Raw genomic sequence first — 18,566 nt, 5'->3', positions numbered from 1 at the left:
CACATTTTGAATGATGGGGATTGAATGAATATGACGATAACAAGCCCACATAGCATTCTCGATGAAGTAAGACAGTTTGCAGCAGAAGAAATCAGGCCGTTTGCGGCCGAATTTGAAAAACAAAAAGCGCTTTCCCGCGCGCTTGTCCAAAAAATGGGCGACAGGCGCTACCTGGCTGCGAGCTTCCCGGCCCAGTACGGGGGCTTGCAGTTGCACCCGCTGGAATACGGCAGTCTGGTCGAAGAGATCGGCAAAGGCGCCCTGTCTGCCGCGATGCTTTTGACCGTGACGACCGGGCTTGTAGGCGAAACGCTCATCCGCTGGGGCAGCGACTACCAAAAAGAACAGTACGTATGGCCGATCGCCCGGGGCGAGAAGATCGGCGCCTTTGCGTTGACCGAACCGGGAGTGGGCAGCGGCGCCAAAGACGTGAAAACCTCCTACGAAAAAGCAGGCGACAAATACCGGATCAGCGGGCGCAAAAAGTGGATTTCGTTTGGCGAGATCGCCGACTTTTTTATCGTCATTGCCAGCGATCCGGCGACGAACGGCGTCAGTGCTTTTCTCGTCGACCGCGAGCAAGAAGGTGTCCACGTCCGCAAAATAGAAGGGCTGCTTTCGTGCGCCGCTTCCCAGCTTGCCGATATTGAGCTGGACGATGTGGAAGTCGGCGTGGAGAAGCTGATCGGCAAGGAAGGCATGGGCTTTACGGGAATTGCCAACTTCGCGCTCGACCAGGGGCGGTTTAATGTCGCCTGGATGGGCGTCGGGCTGGCGCAGGAGGCGCTGGAAGTGATGGTCACCTACGCGCGCAAAAGAAGCCAGTCCGGGCAAAAAATTTTCAACTTCCAACTGATTAAAGGCATCATCGGCGACGCCGTGACGAACGTTCATGCCGCCCGCTCGCTCTGTCGGGAAGCCGCGCGCATGCGCGCCGAAAACCATCCGGACGCAATTGTGCAAACGACGATGGCGAAATATTTTTCCTCGGTAGCAGCCAACAAAGTTGCCGCCGATGCCGTTCAGGTGCTCGGCGCGAACGGCTGCTGCGATTTGTATCCGGTCGAGCGGCTTTTTCGCGAGGCGAAGATTTTGGAGATCATTGAAGGCTCTTCGCAAATTCAGCAGCAAATCATCGCCATGCACGGGGCGAACCGCTACTATCAGCCAAAAAGGATTACGGAAGTATGAAAAAAATAGATGCCAATCAAGTCAGCGACATCCTATCTCTCAGTCCGATGCAAGAAGGGATGCTGTTTCATTATTTGAAAGACCCGGACAGCTCCCTCTACTTTGAGCAAATCAGCTTGCATGTTTCCTCGGCTGTCCATCTCGCTGCGTTTCAACAGGCATGGCGGCACGTCGTCTCCGTCAACGAGATGCTGCGTGCCGTTTTTCGATGGGAAGGGGTCAAAGCGCCTCTTCTCCTCATCCTCAAAGAGCTGCCGGACTTTTTGCGCTATGTCGACGCATCCGCGCAAGCGCCAGCGGACCGCGACGCCTATGTGGACAAGCTGCTGGACGAAGATCGGGCCGACAAGTTCGATCTGCGCGAAGGCGCATTTCGCGTCAGCCTGTACAAATTGGGCGACGAGGACTACCAACTGATTTTGAGTCATCACCATATTTTGTTCGACGGGTGGAGCACGGGCATTCTGCTCGCTGAATTTATGGAAGCGTACCAGCAACTGCTGGAGCATCGCCAGCCGACCGTTCCGGCGAAACGAAAATTCAAGGATTTTATCAAGGCGATCAAGCAAAAAGACAAGACAGAGCAAGAAACATTTTGGACGACCTACCTGCAAGAAGTGAATCCGGTCTGGCTGCAAGAGATCATCCCGGCCAACCACGCTCGCGCAAGCAAGCACGCTGCAAAGAAAAAACAGGCCCGCCTGGACATCCCGCAATCTCTTCACGCGGAAATCAAGCGCCAGGGAAAGCATTCGATAAGTTGCTACCTGTACGGGGCATGGGCGTTGCTGCACTATTTTTATGCAGACGGCAAAGACGTCGTATTCGGAACGACCGTCTCGGGGAGAGAAGAGTCTTTCGATGGGATTGACGAGATCGTGGGCTTGTTCATCAACACGCTGCCGCTTCGCTTGGCGGTCGACCCGGATGAAACTCTCCAGGCATTTTTGGAGCGTGTGTTTGCTTCCATGAATGCCCGCAAGCATTATGGCTCCACTCCGTTGCGGGACATCAAAAAATACAGTGGACTGCCTTTTGAAAAAGAGCTGTTTGATACGGTACTCGTCATTGAAAATTATCCGCTTCAATCGCATTCGAATAATCGGAATTTCGTTATCGATTCCTTTTCATATAGAGAAGAAACCAATTATCCGCTCACGATCTTCATCACGCTGTGGGAGACGATCGAGCTTGTGGTCGACTACGACAGCCGCGTCTATAGCGAAGCGTTTGTGGAGGAGCTGTGCGCGCGCTACAAAATGATACTGTCATGTCTCGTGGAGCAGCCGCTCGCAACGATTCGCGCAGTTGACTTTTTGTTTCCCGCAGAAAAGCAGAAGCTGCTGGCGGAATGGGTGGATACGCAAGTCGCGTTGCCTGCGGGGAAAACCCTTCATCAGCTATTCGCGGAACAGGTGGAGAGAACGCCTGATCGCATCGCCCTGACCTGCGAAGGCCGCGCGCTCACGTATCGGCAGATTCATGAACAGGCGAACCAGTTGGCGAATTTGTTGCGGGAGGCGGGCGTGCAACCCAACCAGGTCGTGGGACTGTACATGGACAGGCGACCGGAGCTGGTGATTGCGCTGCTCGGCATTTTAAAATCCGGCGGCGCCTACTTGCCGCTGGAGCCGACGCTGCCGCTGGATCGCTGCTCGACGATGCTTGCCGACGCTTGTGCCGAAGTGGTCGTATCCGTCGGGAAATTTACGGGGGTGCTGGCTGAGCTGAAGGCCAAGTGCCCGCCATTTGAAACCGTTGTGTGCATGGATCAGGCAGACAGCGAAGCCGAGTACAGTCTCTCTGACATACAGCAACACGCGCGGGAACTGGCCGCCAGTCCCGCAACTCCGGGCGATCTGGCTTATGTGATCTATACGTCCGGCTCGACCGGAGTGCCCAAAGGGGTCATGATTTCGCATGAAAACGTCGTGAATTTTCTGTACGCCATGGAACGGGAAATCGGCTTTGAGCCTGAGCAGACCGTACTTGCGCTCGCAACGTATTCGTTTGATATTTTCGTGCTGGAGTCGTTGGCGCCGCTCTGCTGGGGAATGAAAATGGCCCTGGCAAGCGACGCGGTGCTCAAGGACCCGGAAGAGATCATGAAACTGATCGAAGCCGAAGGGGTAACGATTCTTCAGGCGACGCCGTCGCGGATGAAGCTGCTTGTGCAATCAGCGCGTGCCGGGAGCCTGCAACAACTGCAGAAGATTTTGATCGGCGGAGAAGCATTGCCGGAAGCGTTGTACAAAGCGTTGCGGGCGATCGTGAAGCAATCCATTTACAATGTGTACGGCCCGACCGAAACGACAGTATGGTCGACGATCCAGCGGCTGGAAGAGACGATTTGCATCGGCAAGCCGCTAGCCAATGTCGGCATCTACATTTTGTCGAATGAGAAAACGCTGCGCCCGCCCGGCTATCCGGGGGAGGTGTGCATCTTCGGAAAAGGGCTGGGAAAAGGCTACTTGAACAATCCGCTGCTCACTGCGGAAAAGTTCATAGCGAATCCGTTTCAGCCTGGGGAGCGGCTATACTGTACGGGTGATTACGCCTATTGGCTGCCGGATGGCACCTTGCAGTTTATCGGGCGAAAAGACGACCAGGTCAAAATTCGCGGACATCGCATAGAGCTTGCCGAGGTGGAAAGCGCCCTGAAAGATTTTCCCCCGGTCCAAGATGTCGTCGTCCTCGAAACAAAAGAAAAGAACGAGTCAGCGCTGGCTGCCTACGCGGTGGTCGACAGCAGCTTCAACTGGACGGCTTGCAAAGATTTTCTCAAGACCCGGCTGCCTCATTACGCGATTCCGGCTGCTTGCTACCGGATACAGGCCGTTCCGTACACCCGCAATTTGAAGGTGGATCGCAAAGCGTTGGTGCAGATGCAAAAAGAGCCGCTGCATTTTTTGGCAAGTACCGTCGAGCCGAAAAGCAAGCTGGAAGCGAAGATCGCGGACGCATGGAAAAAAGTGCTGAACATCGAGCGGGTAGGGATACACGATCGGTTTTTTGATGTCGGCGGCGATTCGATCAACGTCATTGCCTTGTGCAATGAACTGAAAGCCGAAATGAACACGGTCGTCCCGGTCCAGACGATTTTCACCTATCCGACCGTTCACGAATTGGCGAACTACTTCCACGCCAAAGCAACAGGGGAGAGCCGCACTGCCAAGCCTCCAGCCGAAAAGCCCAAAGCGGCCAAGCTTCGCGCCGTGGACATTCAAGACACGGATGTCGCGATCATCGGAATGGCGGGGCGTTTTCCGGGAGCGGCTGACAAGGAGCAGTTTTGGCGCAATCTCGTCAGCGGCAGTGAGGCGATCAAGTTTTACACCGATGACGAAATGCAGGTGCTCGGCATCGATCGCGAGCTGTGGAATAACCCGCATTACGTCAAGGCGAAAGGAAAACTCGACGACATCGATTGCTTCGACGCCGATTTCTTCGGCTATACCGTAGCGGAAGCCGAGTGGATGGACCCGCAAATTCGCTTGTTGCACGAGTGCGCGTGGCACGCCCTGGAAGATGCGGGATACGAGCCGGAAGCGTATCCGGGCTCCATCGGTCTGTACGTCGGCTCCGCCTACAATATTTACTGGGTGCCGGAGACGTTTTCCCCGTCGCTGTACGCCTCCGAGCAATATCAAATTTATCACGTCAACAGCAACTCGTTTGCGACGCTGATCGCGTACCGGATGAATTTGCGCGGGCCGGCGATCACTGTCCAGGCAGCTTGTTCCACCTCGCTCGTGGCGATTGACCGGGCTTACAAAGACTTGCTGTTTGGCGACTGTGACATCGCCATTGCCGGGGCGGCTGCCGTTACTTTGCTCGATGAAGCCGGATACGTCCACCAGGAAGGAATGGTTTTATCCAAGGACGGCCATTGCCGCGCCTTTGACAAAAAAGCGACCGGGACTGTCACCGGAAACGGCGTCGGGCTTGTCGTGCTAAAACGTCTCAAGGATGCGCTGGCAGACGGCGATCATATTTACTCCGTTTTGAAGTCGACGGCGGTCAATAACGACGGAAACCGCAAAGTGGGCTATTCGGCTCCGAGCGCGGAAGGACAGGCGGCGGTCATTCAGAAAGCGATCGAACGGTCCGGGATCGGAGCTGCGCAGATTCATTATGTCGAAGCGCACGGGACGGGAACGGCATTGGGCGATCCGGTCGAAATCGAAGGGCTGAAACTGGCCTTCGATACGGACAAGAAAAATTACTGCGGGATCGGCTCCGTCAAAACAAATATCGGGCATCTGGAAGCGGCGGCAGGGATTGCCGGGCTGATGAAAACCTCGCTCGCGCTCAAAAACCGGATGATCCCGCCGACGATCAATTGTGAAGAGGTCAATGCGCAGATTGATTTCGAAAATTCTCCGTTTTACCTCAATACGCAGCTTCTCGATTTGCAAAAAGAAGACACGTTTCCGCTGCGGGCAGGCGTCAGCTCGTTTGGGCAGGGGGGCAGCAACGCTCATGTGATTTTGGAGGAAGCGCCGCCAGCGATCGGGACGCCCGCGAACAGGCGGTATCAAATGATCGCGCTGTCCGCGCACAGCGAGGCTGCGTTGAAGGAGATGAAGGGGCGGATTCGCGAGACGTTCAAGCGCGACGACAGCATCCAGCTCGCCGATGTCGCCTATACGTTGAAGGTAGGGCGCAAACGTTTTTTGCACCGCTCTGTCTTGCTTTGCTCAGAGGTGAGAGAGGCGATTGAAATTTTGACCGAGAAAAACTCCCGCAAATCATGGGATTACGTCGCCTCCGAGCAAACGCCTGCGGTTGTGTTCATGTTTTCGGGCCAGGGCGCGGAATACGTGAATATGGCTTTGGACCTGTACCGCCACGAGCCGCTTTTCCGCGCGAAGCTGGATGAATGCTTCGCGATTTTGCAAAAAATTTCGGGTGTCCGTTATCAGGGCTATTTGTATCCTGACCAGCCTGACGATCGGGCAGCGCGGGAGATACACAGGCAGAGCGTTTCCCAGCCGCTTCATTTTGCCATCGAGTATTCGTTGGCCTGGTTGCTGATGGAGTGGGGCGTTGCTCCGGCGAACATGATCGGGTACAGCATCGGCGAGTATGTCGCAGCGTGCCTGGCCGGGGTTTTCTCGTTGGAAGACGCCCTGTTTTTGACTTATCACAGAGGCCGGCTCATGGAAAAGCTTCCGGAAGGCGTCATGCTGACGGTTCCTTTGGCGGAAGGCGCTTTGCTTTCCATCCTGCCGCACGAACTGTCGATTGCAGCCGTGAACGAGGAATCGTGCATTGTCTCCGGGAGCAAGGAGGACATTGCCCGGTTTGAAGCGACGCTGAAGGCGCAAAAGGTCATTAGCATGCGGCTCGCGATTTCCCATGCCGGGCATTCCAACATGCTCGATGCGATGCTGAGCGAATTTAGCGAATGCGTTCGCCATGTTTCGTTCCAGCAGCCCACTCTTCCGTTTGTCTCCAGCTTGACGGGCAATCCGGTTGCGCCTGCGGAAGCGGCCGATCCCGGCTACTGGGTGCGCCATTTGCGCGAGCCTGTCCGCTTTGTCGCCGGGTTGCAAAAGCTGGCGCAAAAGGAGCATACGCTGTTCATCGAGATCGGGCCGGGACGAAACTTATGTATGCTTGCGCAGCGCTTTGTGCGTCCGGAGCGCAAGCAAAAGCTGCTCGACACGATCCGGGTTGAACGCAAGCAGGTGGCGGACGACGAGCAGCTTGTAAAGACAGTGGCGCAATTGTGGCTGTATGGAGTCGACCTGGACTGGAAACGGTTTTACGGCGGTGAGCAGCGCAGAAGAGTTTCACTGCCGGGGTACCCGTTTGAGAAAAAGCGCTACTGGAACCATGCGTTTCGGTTTGACACCAGCCAGCTTGGCAAACGGGCGGGAGGCAAGCGGTTGGCAAATGCAGCGCTACAGTCCTCGGCATCGCTCTCGTCCACGTCCACGCATTCGCCTTCGCAGGAGGGATCGGCTGGACAAGCGGTTGAGTCGGTTCCAGTCGTTCATACGTTTGCGAGCGAAGAGGGGAGCGTGATCTCGCAGTTAGTCGGGGAGATCATCGGCGGGCCGAATGTAGGGGAAGACGAGGATTTGTTTGAAGCGGGATTTGACTCGCTCAAGGTCGTTTCGTTTATTTCCAAGCTTGCCGATGCGTTCCAGGTGCAACTGACGATGCAAGAGGTGTTCGCGCATCCGACGATCCGGGAGCTGGTGCCGCTCATTCGGCAAAAAGCGCCGCAGGCGGCCGTCGTCATTCCGAAAGCGCCGGAAGCGGCGTACTATCCGGTTTCGTCCCAGCAAAAACGGCTGTATGCGTTGCAGCAGTTTGACGAAACGAGCACGGCGTACAACATTCCGGGCGTGTTCCTGTTGCAAGGGGCTGTCGACCGGGAGCGGATGCAGGCTGCGTGCGAAGGCTTGCTGCGACGGCATGAGGCGTTGCGGACGTATTTTGAGTTGAATGGGCAGGAGTTGGTGCAGAAGATTGTTGCGGTTGAGGCTGTTCCGAGTGGTTCGGCTACTCCAACAGCCGCGCCCTTTACGCTGGAATGGCGGGAGATGCCCGGCGCGAGCGTAGAAGAAGCGCTGGCAGGCTTCATTCGTCCGTTTGCGCTGCACGAAGCGCCGTTGCTGCGGATTCGTTTGGTGAGCATAGGCACTGACCGCCACGTTTTGTTGATCGACATGCACCACATCATTTCCGACGGGCTGTCGATTGAACGGCTGGTCAGCGATTTCCTCGCTTATTACGACGGGCAGACGCTGGCGGAGCCGAAGCGGCAGTACAAAGACTTCGCCGTCTGGCAACAAAGCCGGGACGCCGCCGATTGGCAAACGGAAGCGGATTTCTGGCTGCAGCAGTACAAGGACGGCTACGAAACGCTCGATTTGCCGACCGACTACCGCCGTCCGCCGATCAAACATTTTGCTGGCGACCTGAGGCGGTTTGTCTGGACGGACGAGCAAGCCGCTGCGCTCCGCGAGTTTTGCCGCACGCAGCAGTTGACCCCGTACATGCTGCTGTTTGGTTGCTTTTCCATCCTCCTTGCCAAATACAGCGGACAGCAGGAAATCATCGTCGGAACTCCGGTTGGCGGCCGGATCGGCGCGGAAACCGAAGAGACGGTCGGGGCTTTTGTCAATACATTGGCGCTGCGCAGCTATCCGGCAGGGGAAAAGCGGGTACTTGACTACTTGCAGGAGCTGAAAGCGTATTGCCTGCAAGCGTTTGAGCACCAGACGTACCCGTTTGAAGAGCTGGTGCAGCAGGTGGAAAAAGAAAGGGACCTCAGCCGCAACCCGTTGTTTGACACGATGTTTGCGTGGGAACAACGGGATCGCAGCCAACTGCGCATTCGCGGGCTGGACGTGCAGCGTCAGGACATTCACAGCGGGATCGCCAAGTTCGACCTGACGCTGCAAGCGTGGGAAGAGCAAGGGCAGATCGGGTTTGCGCTGGAGTATGCGACATCGCTGTTTGCCGCCTCCACAGTGGAGCGGATGGGCCAGCATTACATGCAAATCGTCCAGGAGATTGTGCAGTCGCCGGAACAGCCGATCAAGGAGGTTCGCTTGATTTCCGCAGCGGAAGAACGCCTGCTGCGGGACGGCTTCAACCAGACGCACGTGGACGAGGACTGGAGCCAAAGCGTGGTGGCGCTCATCGAAGCGCAGGCAAGCGTGCGCGGCGACGAGTTGGCAGTCGTGTGCGAAGGACAGAGGCTGACTTATCGCGAGCTGAACGAACGGGCGAATCAGGTGGCGCGGTTCTTGCTTGAGCGTGGCTGCGAGAAAAACGAGATCGTCGGCATCATGGCAGAGCGCTCCGTGGCAATGATAATCGGGCTGTTGGCGATTGAAAAGGCAGGCGGAGCCTATTTGCCTATCGACCCTGCCACGCCAGCCGAGCGGATTCAGTATTTGTTTGAAGACAGCGGCATTCGCACCGTCCTCAGTCAAAGCCGCTTGGTCGATCAAGCGGATTTTGCAGGCGTTGCCGTCTACGATCTGGAAGACGAAGCGCAGTACGCCAGCTATGAACGCACGAACCCGGACGTACCGCTTCTGCCAGACGACCTGGCCTACGTACTCTACACATCCGGCTCCACCGGCCAGCCAAAAGGAGTCATGCTAACGCACGGCGGCATGTCGAACCGCTTGCGCTGGATGGCAGCGCATTACGGCATGGACGAAAACGAGGTCGTGCTGCAAAAGACGACCTACACGTTTGACGTCTCCGTCTGGGAGCTGTTTTTGCCGCTCATGATCGGTGGGGTGCTATGTTTCGCCAAGCCGGGCGGGGAAAAAGACCCGGAGTACCTCTATCGCCTCATCGACGAACAGCAGATAACGACGTTGCACTTTGTGCCGTCCATGCTGGCAGCGTTCCTCCACACCTTGCCGGACGACGCTTCCTTTTCTCGTCTCAAGCGCTGCATATGCAGCGGCGAAGAGCTTAGCATCGAGGTAAAGGACCGCTTTTTCCGAAAAATGCCGGGAGTAGAGCTGCACAACTTGTACGGCCCCACCGAGGCGTCGATTGACGTGACCGCCTATGAAGTCCAGGCAGCCGATCGGCTCATTCCAATCGGCAAACCAGTAGCAAATACCCGTCTGTACATTATCACAGAAGAAGGCGGCCTGGCGCCGATTGGCGTGCCGGGAGAACTGTGCATCGCGGGCATCCAGGTGGCAAAAGGCTACCTCAACCGCCCCGAGCTGACGGCCGAAACATTCAGGGAGTTGCCGCTGCTTCCCGGAGAGCGGCTGTACTTCACAGGCGACCTCGCCCGTTGGCTGGAAGACGGAAACATCGCCTATTTGGGTAGAAAAGATACCCAGATCAAGCTGCGCGGCTTCCGAATTGAGCTGGGAGAAATCGAGTCGGCGATCCAGTCCTATTCGGACCAGATTGAGACAGTGGCGGTGGTCAGCCAGGGAGCACAGGCGGAGAACAAGATGCTCTGCACCTATTTCAGCGCGACGGAGAAGGTGGATACGGGCAAGCTGAAAGCACATTTGCAGCGGCAACTGCCCGCTTACATGGTTCCCGTGCACTTTCAGCAGCTCGCTGCGCTTCCGCATACGTCCAGCGGCAAGATCGACAGAAAAGCTTTGCCACGCATAACGGCGAGCGACGGTGTGGACATGGCCGCCGCGGAAATGTTGGCGGGGGAAGATGGACAGCTTCTCGCTTCTATTTTCAAAGAGACATTGGGCATCGAAACGGTTTCCTCTAGCACTCACTTTTTTGAGCTGGGAGGCAATTCGCTCGCTGCGATTGTGTTGAAAGCAAAAATTTCCGCCGCTTTCCAGATGCAACTGACGATGCAAGAGGTGTTCGCGCATCCGACGATCCGGGAGCTGGTGCCGCTCATTCGGCAAAAAGCGCCGCAGGCGGCCGTCGTCATCCCGAAAGCAGCGGAAGCGGCGTACTATCCGGTTTCGTCTCAGCAAAAACGGCTGTATGCGCTGCAGCAGTTTGACGAAACGAGCACGGCCTACAACATTCCGGGCGTATTTTTGCTGCAAGGGACGGTCGACCGGGAGCGGATGCAGGTTGCGTGCGCAGGGTTGCTGCAACGGCATGAGGCGTTGCGGACGTATTTTGAGTTGAACGGGCAGGAGCTGGTGCAGAAGATTGTTGCGGTTGAGGCTGTTCCGAGTGGTTCGGCAGTTCCGAGTGCTTCGGCTACTCCGACAGCCCCGCCCTTTGCGCTGGAATGGTGGGAGATGCCAGGCGCGAGCGTAGAAGAAGCGCTAGCAGGCTTCATTCGCCCGTTTTCGCTGCACGAAGCGCCCTTGCTGCGGATTCGCCTGGTGAGTATAGGCACTGACCGCCACGTTTTGTTGATCGACATGCACCACATCATTTCCGACGGGCTGTCGATTGAACGGCTGGTCAGCGATTTCCTCGCTTATTACGACGGGCAGACGCTGGCGGAGCCGAAGCGGCAGTACAAAGACTTCGCCGTCTGGCAACAAAGCCGGGACGCCGCCGATTGGCAAACGGAAGCGGATTTCTGGCTGCAGCAGTACAAGGACGGCTACGAAACGCTCGATTTGCCGACCGACTACCGCCGTCCGCCGATCAAGCATTTTGCTGGCGACCTGAGGCGGTTTGTCTGGACGGACGAGCAAGCCGCTGCGCTCCGCGAGTTTTGCCGCACGCAGCAGTTGACCCCGTACATGCTGCTGTTTGGTTGCTTTTCCATCCTCCTAGCCAAATACGGCGGGCAGCAGGAAATCATCGTCGGAACTCCGGTTGGCGGCCGGATCGGCGCGGAAACCGAAGAGACGGTCGGGGCTTTTGTCAATACATTGGCGCTGCGCAGCTATCCGGCAGGGGAAAAGCGGGTACTTGACTACTTGCAGGAGCTGAAAGCGTATTGCCTGCAAGCGTTTGAGCACCAGACGTACCCGTTTGAAGAGCTGGTGCAGCAGGTGGAAAAAGAGAGGGATCTCAGCCGCAACCCGTTGTTTGACACGATGTTTGCGTGGGAACAACGAGATCGCAGCCAACTGCGCATTCGCGGGCTGGACGTGCAGCGCCAGGACATTCACAGCGGGATCGCCAAGTTTGACCTGACGCTGCAAGCGTGGGAAGAGCAAGGGCAGATCGGGTTTGCGCTGGAGTATGCGACATCGCTGTTTGCCGCCTCCACAGTGGAACGGATGGGCCAACATTACATGCAAATCGTCCAGGAGATTGTGCAGTCGCCGGAAAAGCGGATCAAGAAAATTTGCTTGATTTCCGCAGAGGAAGAACGCCTGCTGCGGGACGGCTTCAACCAGACGCACGTGGACGAGGACTGGAGCCAAAGCGTGGTGGCGCTCATCGAAGCGCAGGCAAGTGTGCGCGGCGACGAACTGGCAGTCGTGTGCGAAGGACAGAGGCTGACTTATCGCGAGCTGAACGAACGGGCGAATCAGGTAGCGCGGTTCTTGCTTGAGCGTGGCTGCGCGAAAAACGAGATTGTCGGCATCATGGCCGAGCGTTCCGTGGCAATGATAATCGGGCTGTTGGCGATTGAAAAGGCAGGCGGAGCCTATTTACCTATCGACTCTGCCACGCCAGCCGAGCGGATTCAGTATTTGCTTGAAGACAGCGGCATTCGCACCGTCCTCAGTCAAAGCCGCTTGGTCGATCAAGCGGCTTTTGCAGGCGTTGCCGTCTACGATCTGGAAGACGAAGCGCAGTACGCCAGCTATGAACGCACGAACCCGGACGTACCGCTTCTGCCAGACGACCTGGCCTACGTACTCTACACATCCGGCTCCACCGGCCAGCCAAAAGGAGTCATGCTAACGCACGGCGGCATGTCCAACCGCTTGCGCTGGATGGCAGCGCACTACGGCATGGACAAAAACGAGGTCGTGCTGCAAAAGACGACCTACACGTTTGACGTCTCCGTCTGGGAGCTGTTTTTGCCGCTCATGATCGGTGGGGTGCTGTGTTTCGCCAAGCCGGGCGGGGAAAAAGACCCGGAGTACCTCTATCGCCTCATCGACGAACAGCAGATAACGACGTTGCACTTTGTGCCGTCCATGCTGGCAGCGTTCCTCCACATCTTGCCGGACGACGCTTCCTTTTCTCGTCTCAAGTGCTGCATATGCAGCGGCGAAGAGCTTAGCATCGAGGTAAAGGACCGCTTTTTCCGAAAAATGCCGGGAGTAGAGCTGCACAACTTGTACGGCCCCACCGAGGCGTCGATTGACGTAACCGCCTATGAAGTCCAGGCAGCCGATCGGCTCATTCCAATCGGCAAGCCAGTAGCAAATACCCGCCTGTACATTATCACAGAAGAAGGCGGCCTGGCGCCGATTGGCGTGCCGGGAGAACTGTGCATCGCGGGCATCCAGGTGGCAAAAGGCTACCTCAACCGCCCCGAGCTGACGGCCGAAACATTCAGGGAGTTGCCGCTACTTCCCGGAGAGCGGCTGTACTTTACAGGCGACCTCGCCCGCTGGTTAGAAGATGGAAACATCGCTTATTTGGGCAGAAAAGACACCCAGATCAAGCTGCGCGGCTTCCGGATTGAGCTGGGAGAAATCGAGTCCGCGATCCAGTCCTATTCGGACCAGATTGAGACAGTGGCGGTGGTCAGCCAGGGAGCACAGGCGGAGAACAAGATGCTCTGCACCTATTTCAGCGCCGCAGAACCGATTGATCCAGCCCGGTTGCAGGCGTATTTGCAGCGGCATTTGCCTGTGTACATGGTTCCCGTGCATTACCGCCAACTCGCAGCCCTGCCGCTTACGAGCAGCGGAAAAACAGACAGAAAGGCGCTTGCCCGCCTGCCGCTCAGCACGGAAAGAGAAAGAGCCGTTCTGCCCAAAACCGAGCTGGAGCAGCAACTGTCGCTGATCTGGAAAGAAGTGCTGCAAATCGAGAAGCTCAGCATTCGGGACGACTTTTTCCAGCTCGGAGGCAACTCGCTCAGCGTCATCCATTTGCACAAGCTGCTGACGGAGCAGATTGACCCGGACATTTCGATCGCCAATCTGTACAGGTATCGCACCATCGAATCGTTCCTGGCCTACGCAAGCCACAAGGCACACACAGACAAGGCGCAGGCCGTTGCCGCACCAGAGCGAAAAGAACGGTTGGCCCAGGGCAATGCGAAACGATCACAGCGATTATCAAAAAGAAAAGGGATAAACAAGGATGAGTAAACAACGAAACGGACTTGAAATTGCCATTATTGGCATGGCGGGAAGATTTCCGGGAGCGGCGGACATCGCGGGCTTTTGGAGCAATCTGGTCAATGGCAAAGAAGCCATCACGTTTTTCTCCCGCGAGGAGCTGGAAAAAAGCGGCATCGACCCGGAGCTTGTGGCCCGTCCAGACTACGTTCCGGCAAAAGGCTACCTGGAGAACAGCGAATATTTTGACGCTTCCTTTTTTCACTATTCACCGCTTGAAGCCGAGGTCATGGACCCGCAAGTTCGAATTTTTCACGAATGCGTCTGGGAAGCGCTGGAGGATGCGGGCTATTGCCCCGACACGTATCCAGGGTTGATCGGCCTGTACGCAGGAGCTGCCAGCAGTCTGTACTGGCAGTCCCTCGCGTTTTTGTCCGAGAGCGCCCAACTGCTCGGTCCGTTTGCGGCCAACCAGCTTGCGAACAAAGATTTCATGTCGATGCAGATCGCCCATCGGCTCAATTTGAAAGGGCCTTCCATCACCGTCAACACAGCGTGCTCCACATCGCTCGTCGCCGTCCACCTTGCCGCGCAGGCATTGCTCAACGGCGAGTGCGACCTTGCTCTGGCCGGGGGTGTCAGCGTCTCTTTGCCGTTGAAGTCCGGCTATCAGTATCAGGAGGGCATGATTTTGTCACCGGATGGACACTGCAAGCCGTTTGACGAAAACAGTCAGGGGTCAGTGCCAGGCAATGGAGCCGGGGTTGTCGTTTTGAAGCGCTATGAAGAAGCATTCGCTGACGGGGATCACATTTATGCGCTCATCAAAGGCTCCGCGATCAACAACGACGGGGACCGGAAAAGCGCCTACACGGCTCCGAGTGTGGAAGGGCAAGCGGAAGTGATCCAGGCGGCCCAGCAACTGGCCGAAGTAGATTTTGCCGACATTCACTTCGTCGAAACACACGGCACAGGCACTGTTCTCGGCGACCCGATCGAGCTGGAAGCATTGCGCACCGCTTTTGCCAGCGCAGAAGGCGTGTGCCGGATCGGCTCGGTCAAGTCGAACATCGGCCATCTCGATGCAGCAGCAGGGGTGGCGGGGCTTATCAAGGCAACGCTCAGTCTGCAACATAAACTGTTGCCGCCAACGTTGCACTTTCAAAAGCTGAATCCGAAAATCGACTTGTCGGATTCGCCCTTTGTCGTGAGCGCCCAGCGGTTCGATTTATCCACCGTCAACGACACGTTGCGGGCCGGGGTAAGCTCCTTCGGGATTGGGGGCACGAATGCGCATGTCATCCTGGAAGAAGCCCCGCCCATGCCCAAGTCCGCAAAGGGCAGAGCCTCGCAGCTCATCCTGCTTTCGGCCAAAAGCGAAAGCGCCCTGGACCAGTCTACGCGGAAATTGGCCGACTACATCCGCCAAAATCCGGATGTGTCTTTGCCTGATCTGGCGTTTACGCTCCAGGTTGGAAGAAAAGCATTCGAGCACAGACGGTTTGTCGTCGCCAGCCACGCGGATGAACTGGCTGAGATTTTACAGTCGGTTGGAAACGAAAAAGGGAAGCGCTCGCGGAAGCTGTTTACAAGCACTGTCGAGCATGCGGACAAAAAAATCGTCTTCCTGTTTCCGGGGCTTGGCAATCAGTACGTCGAGATGGGGCTTGGCTTGTACCGCTCCGAGCCATTGTTCCGTAAAGAGCTCGATCACTGCTTTGCGATACTCGACCGTTACCTCGATGTGCCCGGCAAAGCGTGGCTTTATCCGCAAGCAGATCACGAGCAAGCGAGGCAAAAAATCAGGCAGATTGACGTCAGCCAGCTTGTGGTCTTCCTTTTCGAATACGCTCTCGGCAAATACTTGATAGAACTCGGCGTCAAGCCCGCTGCCATGATCGGCTATAGCTTCGGGGAGTTTGCGGCCGCTTGCCTGGCAGGGGTGTTTGCGCTGGAAGACGCCATTCGCGTCATCATCCGCAGAGGCCAGCTTATCAAAGAGACCGGGGAAGGGGCCATGCTGAGCGTCCCGCTGACAGAAGCAGAGCTTTTGCCATTGCTTCCGGATACGCTCTCGCTGTGCATCGTCAACGGTCCGTCGTGCGTAGTCGGGGGAACGAAAGAAGCGGTGGAGCAGTTTGAGGAACAGTTGAAGGCGCGAAAACAGATCGGCATTCGCCTGGACACGGCCCATGCGCTGCACTCCGCTTTAATGGAGCCGATCAGGCAGGCATTTGAGGAGGAGATAAGGAAATTTCCGTTGCACCCGCCGCACATCCCGTTTATTTCCAACATGACCGGGGAGTGGATTACGGCCGAGCAGGCAACAGACCCTGGCTACTGGGCGAGACAGTTGACCGACCCGATCCGTTTTGCCTGCGGCTTGCAGCGAATTTTGCAGGAAGAAGACGCGCTGACGTTTCTCGAAGTGGGGCCAGACCGAAATTTGAGCGCGCTATTGCGCTATTTTGTCCACCGCGACTCGGCACATACGATTCTCAATATCATTCGCAACCCGCAGGAAAAAGTAGACGACCTGTACTACTTGCAGACCCGTTTGGGCCAACTGTGGGGAGCGGGCCACACCATCGACTGGACGAAGCTGTACGCGTCGGAAAAGCGCAATCGGCTGTCCTTGCCGACCTATCCGTTTGAGCGCGCCTATCATTGGCTGGACGGCAATCCGTTCCACATGCTGCGCGACAAGCAGCCGCCCGCGAAAAAGAAGCTGCAAAAGAAGCCGCACATCGAGGACTGGTTTTACGTGCCGCTTTGGCAGCAAAAAGTATGCCCGCCTGTCGCCAAGCTGCCAGCGCAACAGACATATCTCGTCTTCGCCAATCGCGATTCGTTCAGCGACGAAGTGATTCGCGAGCTGTCGTCTGCCGGACAGGCTCTGATCGCCGTCTACAGCGGCGCGGAATTTGCCGGGGAAGGCGCGGGCGGTCAACGATATACGGTCAACCCCGATTCGCCCGCTGACTACGCCAGCCTTTTTGCCAGCCTGGCAGAGCAAAACGTGCGCGTCGATCATGTGCTTCATTTGTGGAATGCCGGACAAAATCCGAGCGCCCCGCTGGATGTGTTTGCCTTGCATAAAACGCAGCAGACAGGCTTTTACAGCGTGATGCACATTGCCCGGGGCTTGCAGCGCCTGGACAGGCACAAAGGCGTGCGCATGGCTGTCGTGACGAATGAAGCGGTGGCCGTGACCGGACAGGAGACACTGTTCCCGGAGCACGCTCCGCTGATTGGGCTGGGCCATGTCATTCCCCAAGAAATGCAAAACATCCGCCAGCTAACCGTCGATATTTCGGCCGCCGAGATCGAAGCTGCGGGGGCTGCCAGACAGCTTGCCCGGATGCTGCTGGAAGAGCTTGCTTACGCTTCCACTTCCACAGATCGGTTGGTCGCTTATCGCCATTTCCAGCGCTGGGTTCCGTGCTATCAGCCCGTCAAGCTGACGGAGCAAGTGACAGAGCCTTTTCGCCAAAACGGTGTATATGTGATTACCGGGGGAGCAGGCATGATCGGCTGGATGATCGGCAGCTATTTAGCCAAGCATTATCAGGCGACGATTGCGATTGTTCAACGGTCGTTCCCGCTGAAGCAGGAGTGGGAGGCGTGGCTGGCGGAGCACGGAGAAAACGACCCGCGCAGCATGCGCATCCGCGAGCTGATCGCAGCCGAGCGGCAAGGAGCGACTATCGAAGTTTACCGGGCGCAAGTCGATGACTACCTGCAAATGTCTGAGACGATAGCCAAAATCACAGCGGCGCACGGGGCGATTCACGGCGTCTTCCATTGTGCAGCAAACATGGGCGATCAGTTTTTCCATGCGCTTGACCAGTTGGACGAAGAGCTGTGCCAGGCGATTTTTCAGCCGAAAATGGACGGGGTGCTCGTCCTCGATCAAGTGTTGGAACAAACATCGCTTGACTTTTGTCTGCTGATGTCCTCGACAGCGTCCGTGCTCGGTGGGTACGGCTTTGCGGCATATGCGGCGGCGAATGTGTTCATGGATGCCTACACGGTCAAGCGAAACAGGCAGCGCAGCGTGAAGTGGAAAACGATTAACTGGGAAGCATGGCAAAGCCGCGAAAAAGCGGCGGCGTACCAGTCTTCCATCGGCGACCTGGCTATGACGCCGGAAGAAGGGATCGAGGCGCTCCGCAGAGTATTGGCAGTCGACCGCTACCACCATCTCGTGCACTCCCCCGGTGATTTGGAAGCGCGGCTGGACCAGTGGATTCGCTTCGTGGAGCAGCCCGCGGAAAAGGCCGATGCCGCGATGCCGAAAAGCGCCCGGCAAAAACGGAAAAGCAGTTCCGCGATGGTCGAGTATGAACAGCCGTCCACTTTGATCGAACAACGAATCGCCGAAATTTGGGAGACATTTTTAGGGATTCAGGAGATCAGCACAAACGACAACTTTTTTGAACTCGGCGCTACTTCGTTAACGTTGATTCGGATCAAATCGCTTTTGGAGGAAGAGTTCCAGAAGCCAATCCCGATTGTGGACCTGTTTGCCAATCCGACGATTGCCAGCTTGGCGAAAAGCATCCAGTCCGATGAAACCGGGCCGGACGATGCAGGCGAGGCAAACAGGCAGAAGGAGCGGGAAGTCGCCGGAAGGGAGCTTTTGGCCAGACAAGCCGAGCTGAGAAAGAGAGAGTAAGCCAACGATGGGCATGTAAACGGCCTGGTCCATTTCCCCATTAACCAAAAAGG

Annotated in this window: 3 protein-coding genes; all 3 read left to right on the top strand. The window is 56.8% G+C overall.

Annotation, left to right across the window (positions count from 1 at the left end; genetic code table 11):
- The first annotated feature begins 30 nt into the window (after nucleotides 1-30).
- The 3 genes from AC27IT_RS00720 to AC27IT_RS00710 are packed head-to-tail and all read left to right on the top strand — an operon-like array spanning nucleotide 31 to nucleotide 18,513.
- Nucleotides 31-1,191 (top strand): acyl-CoA dehydrogenase family protein, encoded by a 1,161-nt coding sequence (locus AC27IT_RS00720; RefSeq protein WP_374993161.1) that lies wholly within the window; start codon nucleotides 31-33, stop codon nucleotides 1,189-1,191.
- Entirely contained in the window at nucleotides 1,188-13,865 is a 12,678-nt protein-coding gene (locus tag AC27IT_RS00715; RefSeq protein ID WP_487091480.1) for an amino acid adenylation domain-containing protein, read from the top strand. Before AC27IT_RS00720 ends, AC27IT_RS00715 begins: the two co-directional genes overlap by 4 nt.
- On the top strand, nucleotides 13,858-18,513 hold the full coding sequence (locus tag AC27IT_RS00710) for a beta-ketoacyl synthase N-terminal-like domain-containing protein (RefSeq protein WP_487091478.1): 4,656 nt from the start codon (nucleotides 13,858-13,860) through the stop codon (nucleotides 18,511-18,513). The genes AC27IT_RS00715 and AC27IT_RS00710 overlap by 8 nt, the downstream gene beginning before the upstream one ends.
- Nucleotides 18,514-18,566 lie beyond the last annotated feature (53 nt).

Source organism: Brevibacillus sp. YAE8 (genome assembly GCF_057543335.1).
This window is presented reverse-complemented; position numbering and strand designations above follow the sequence as displayed.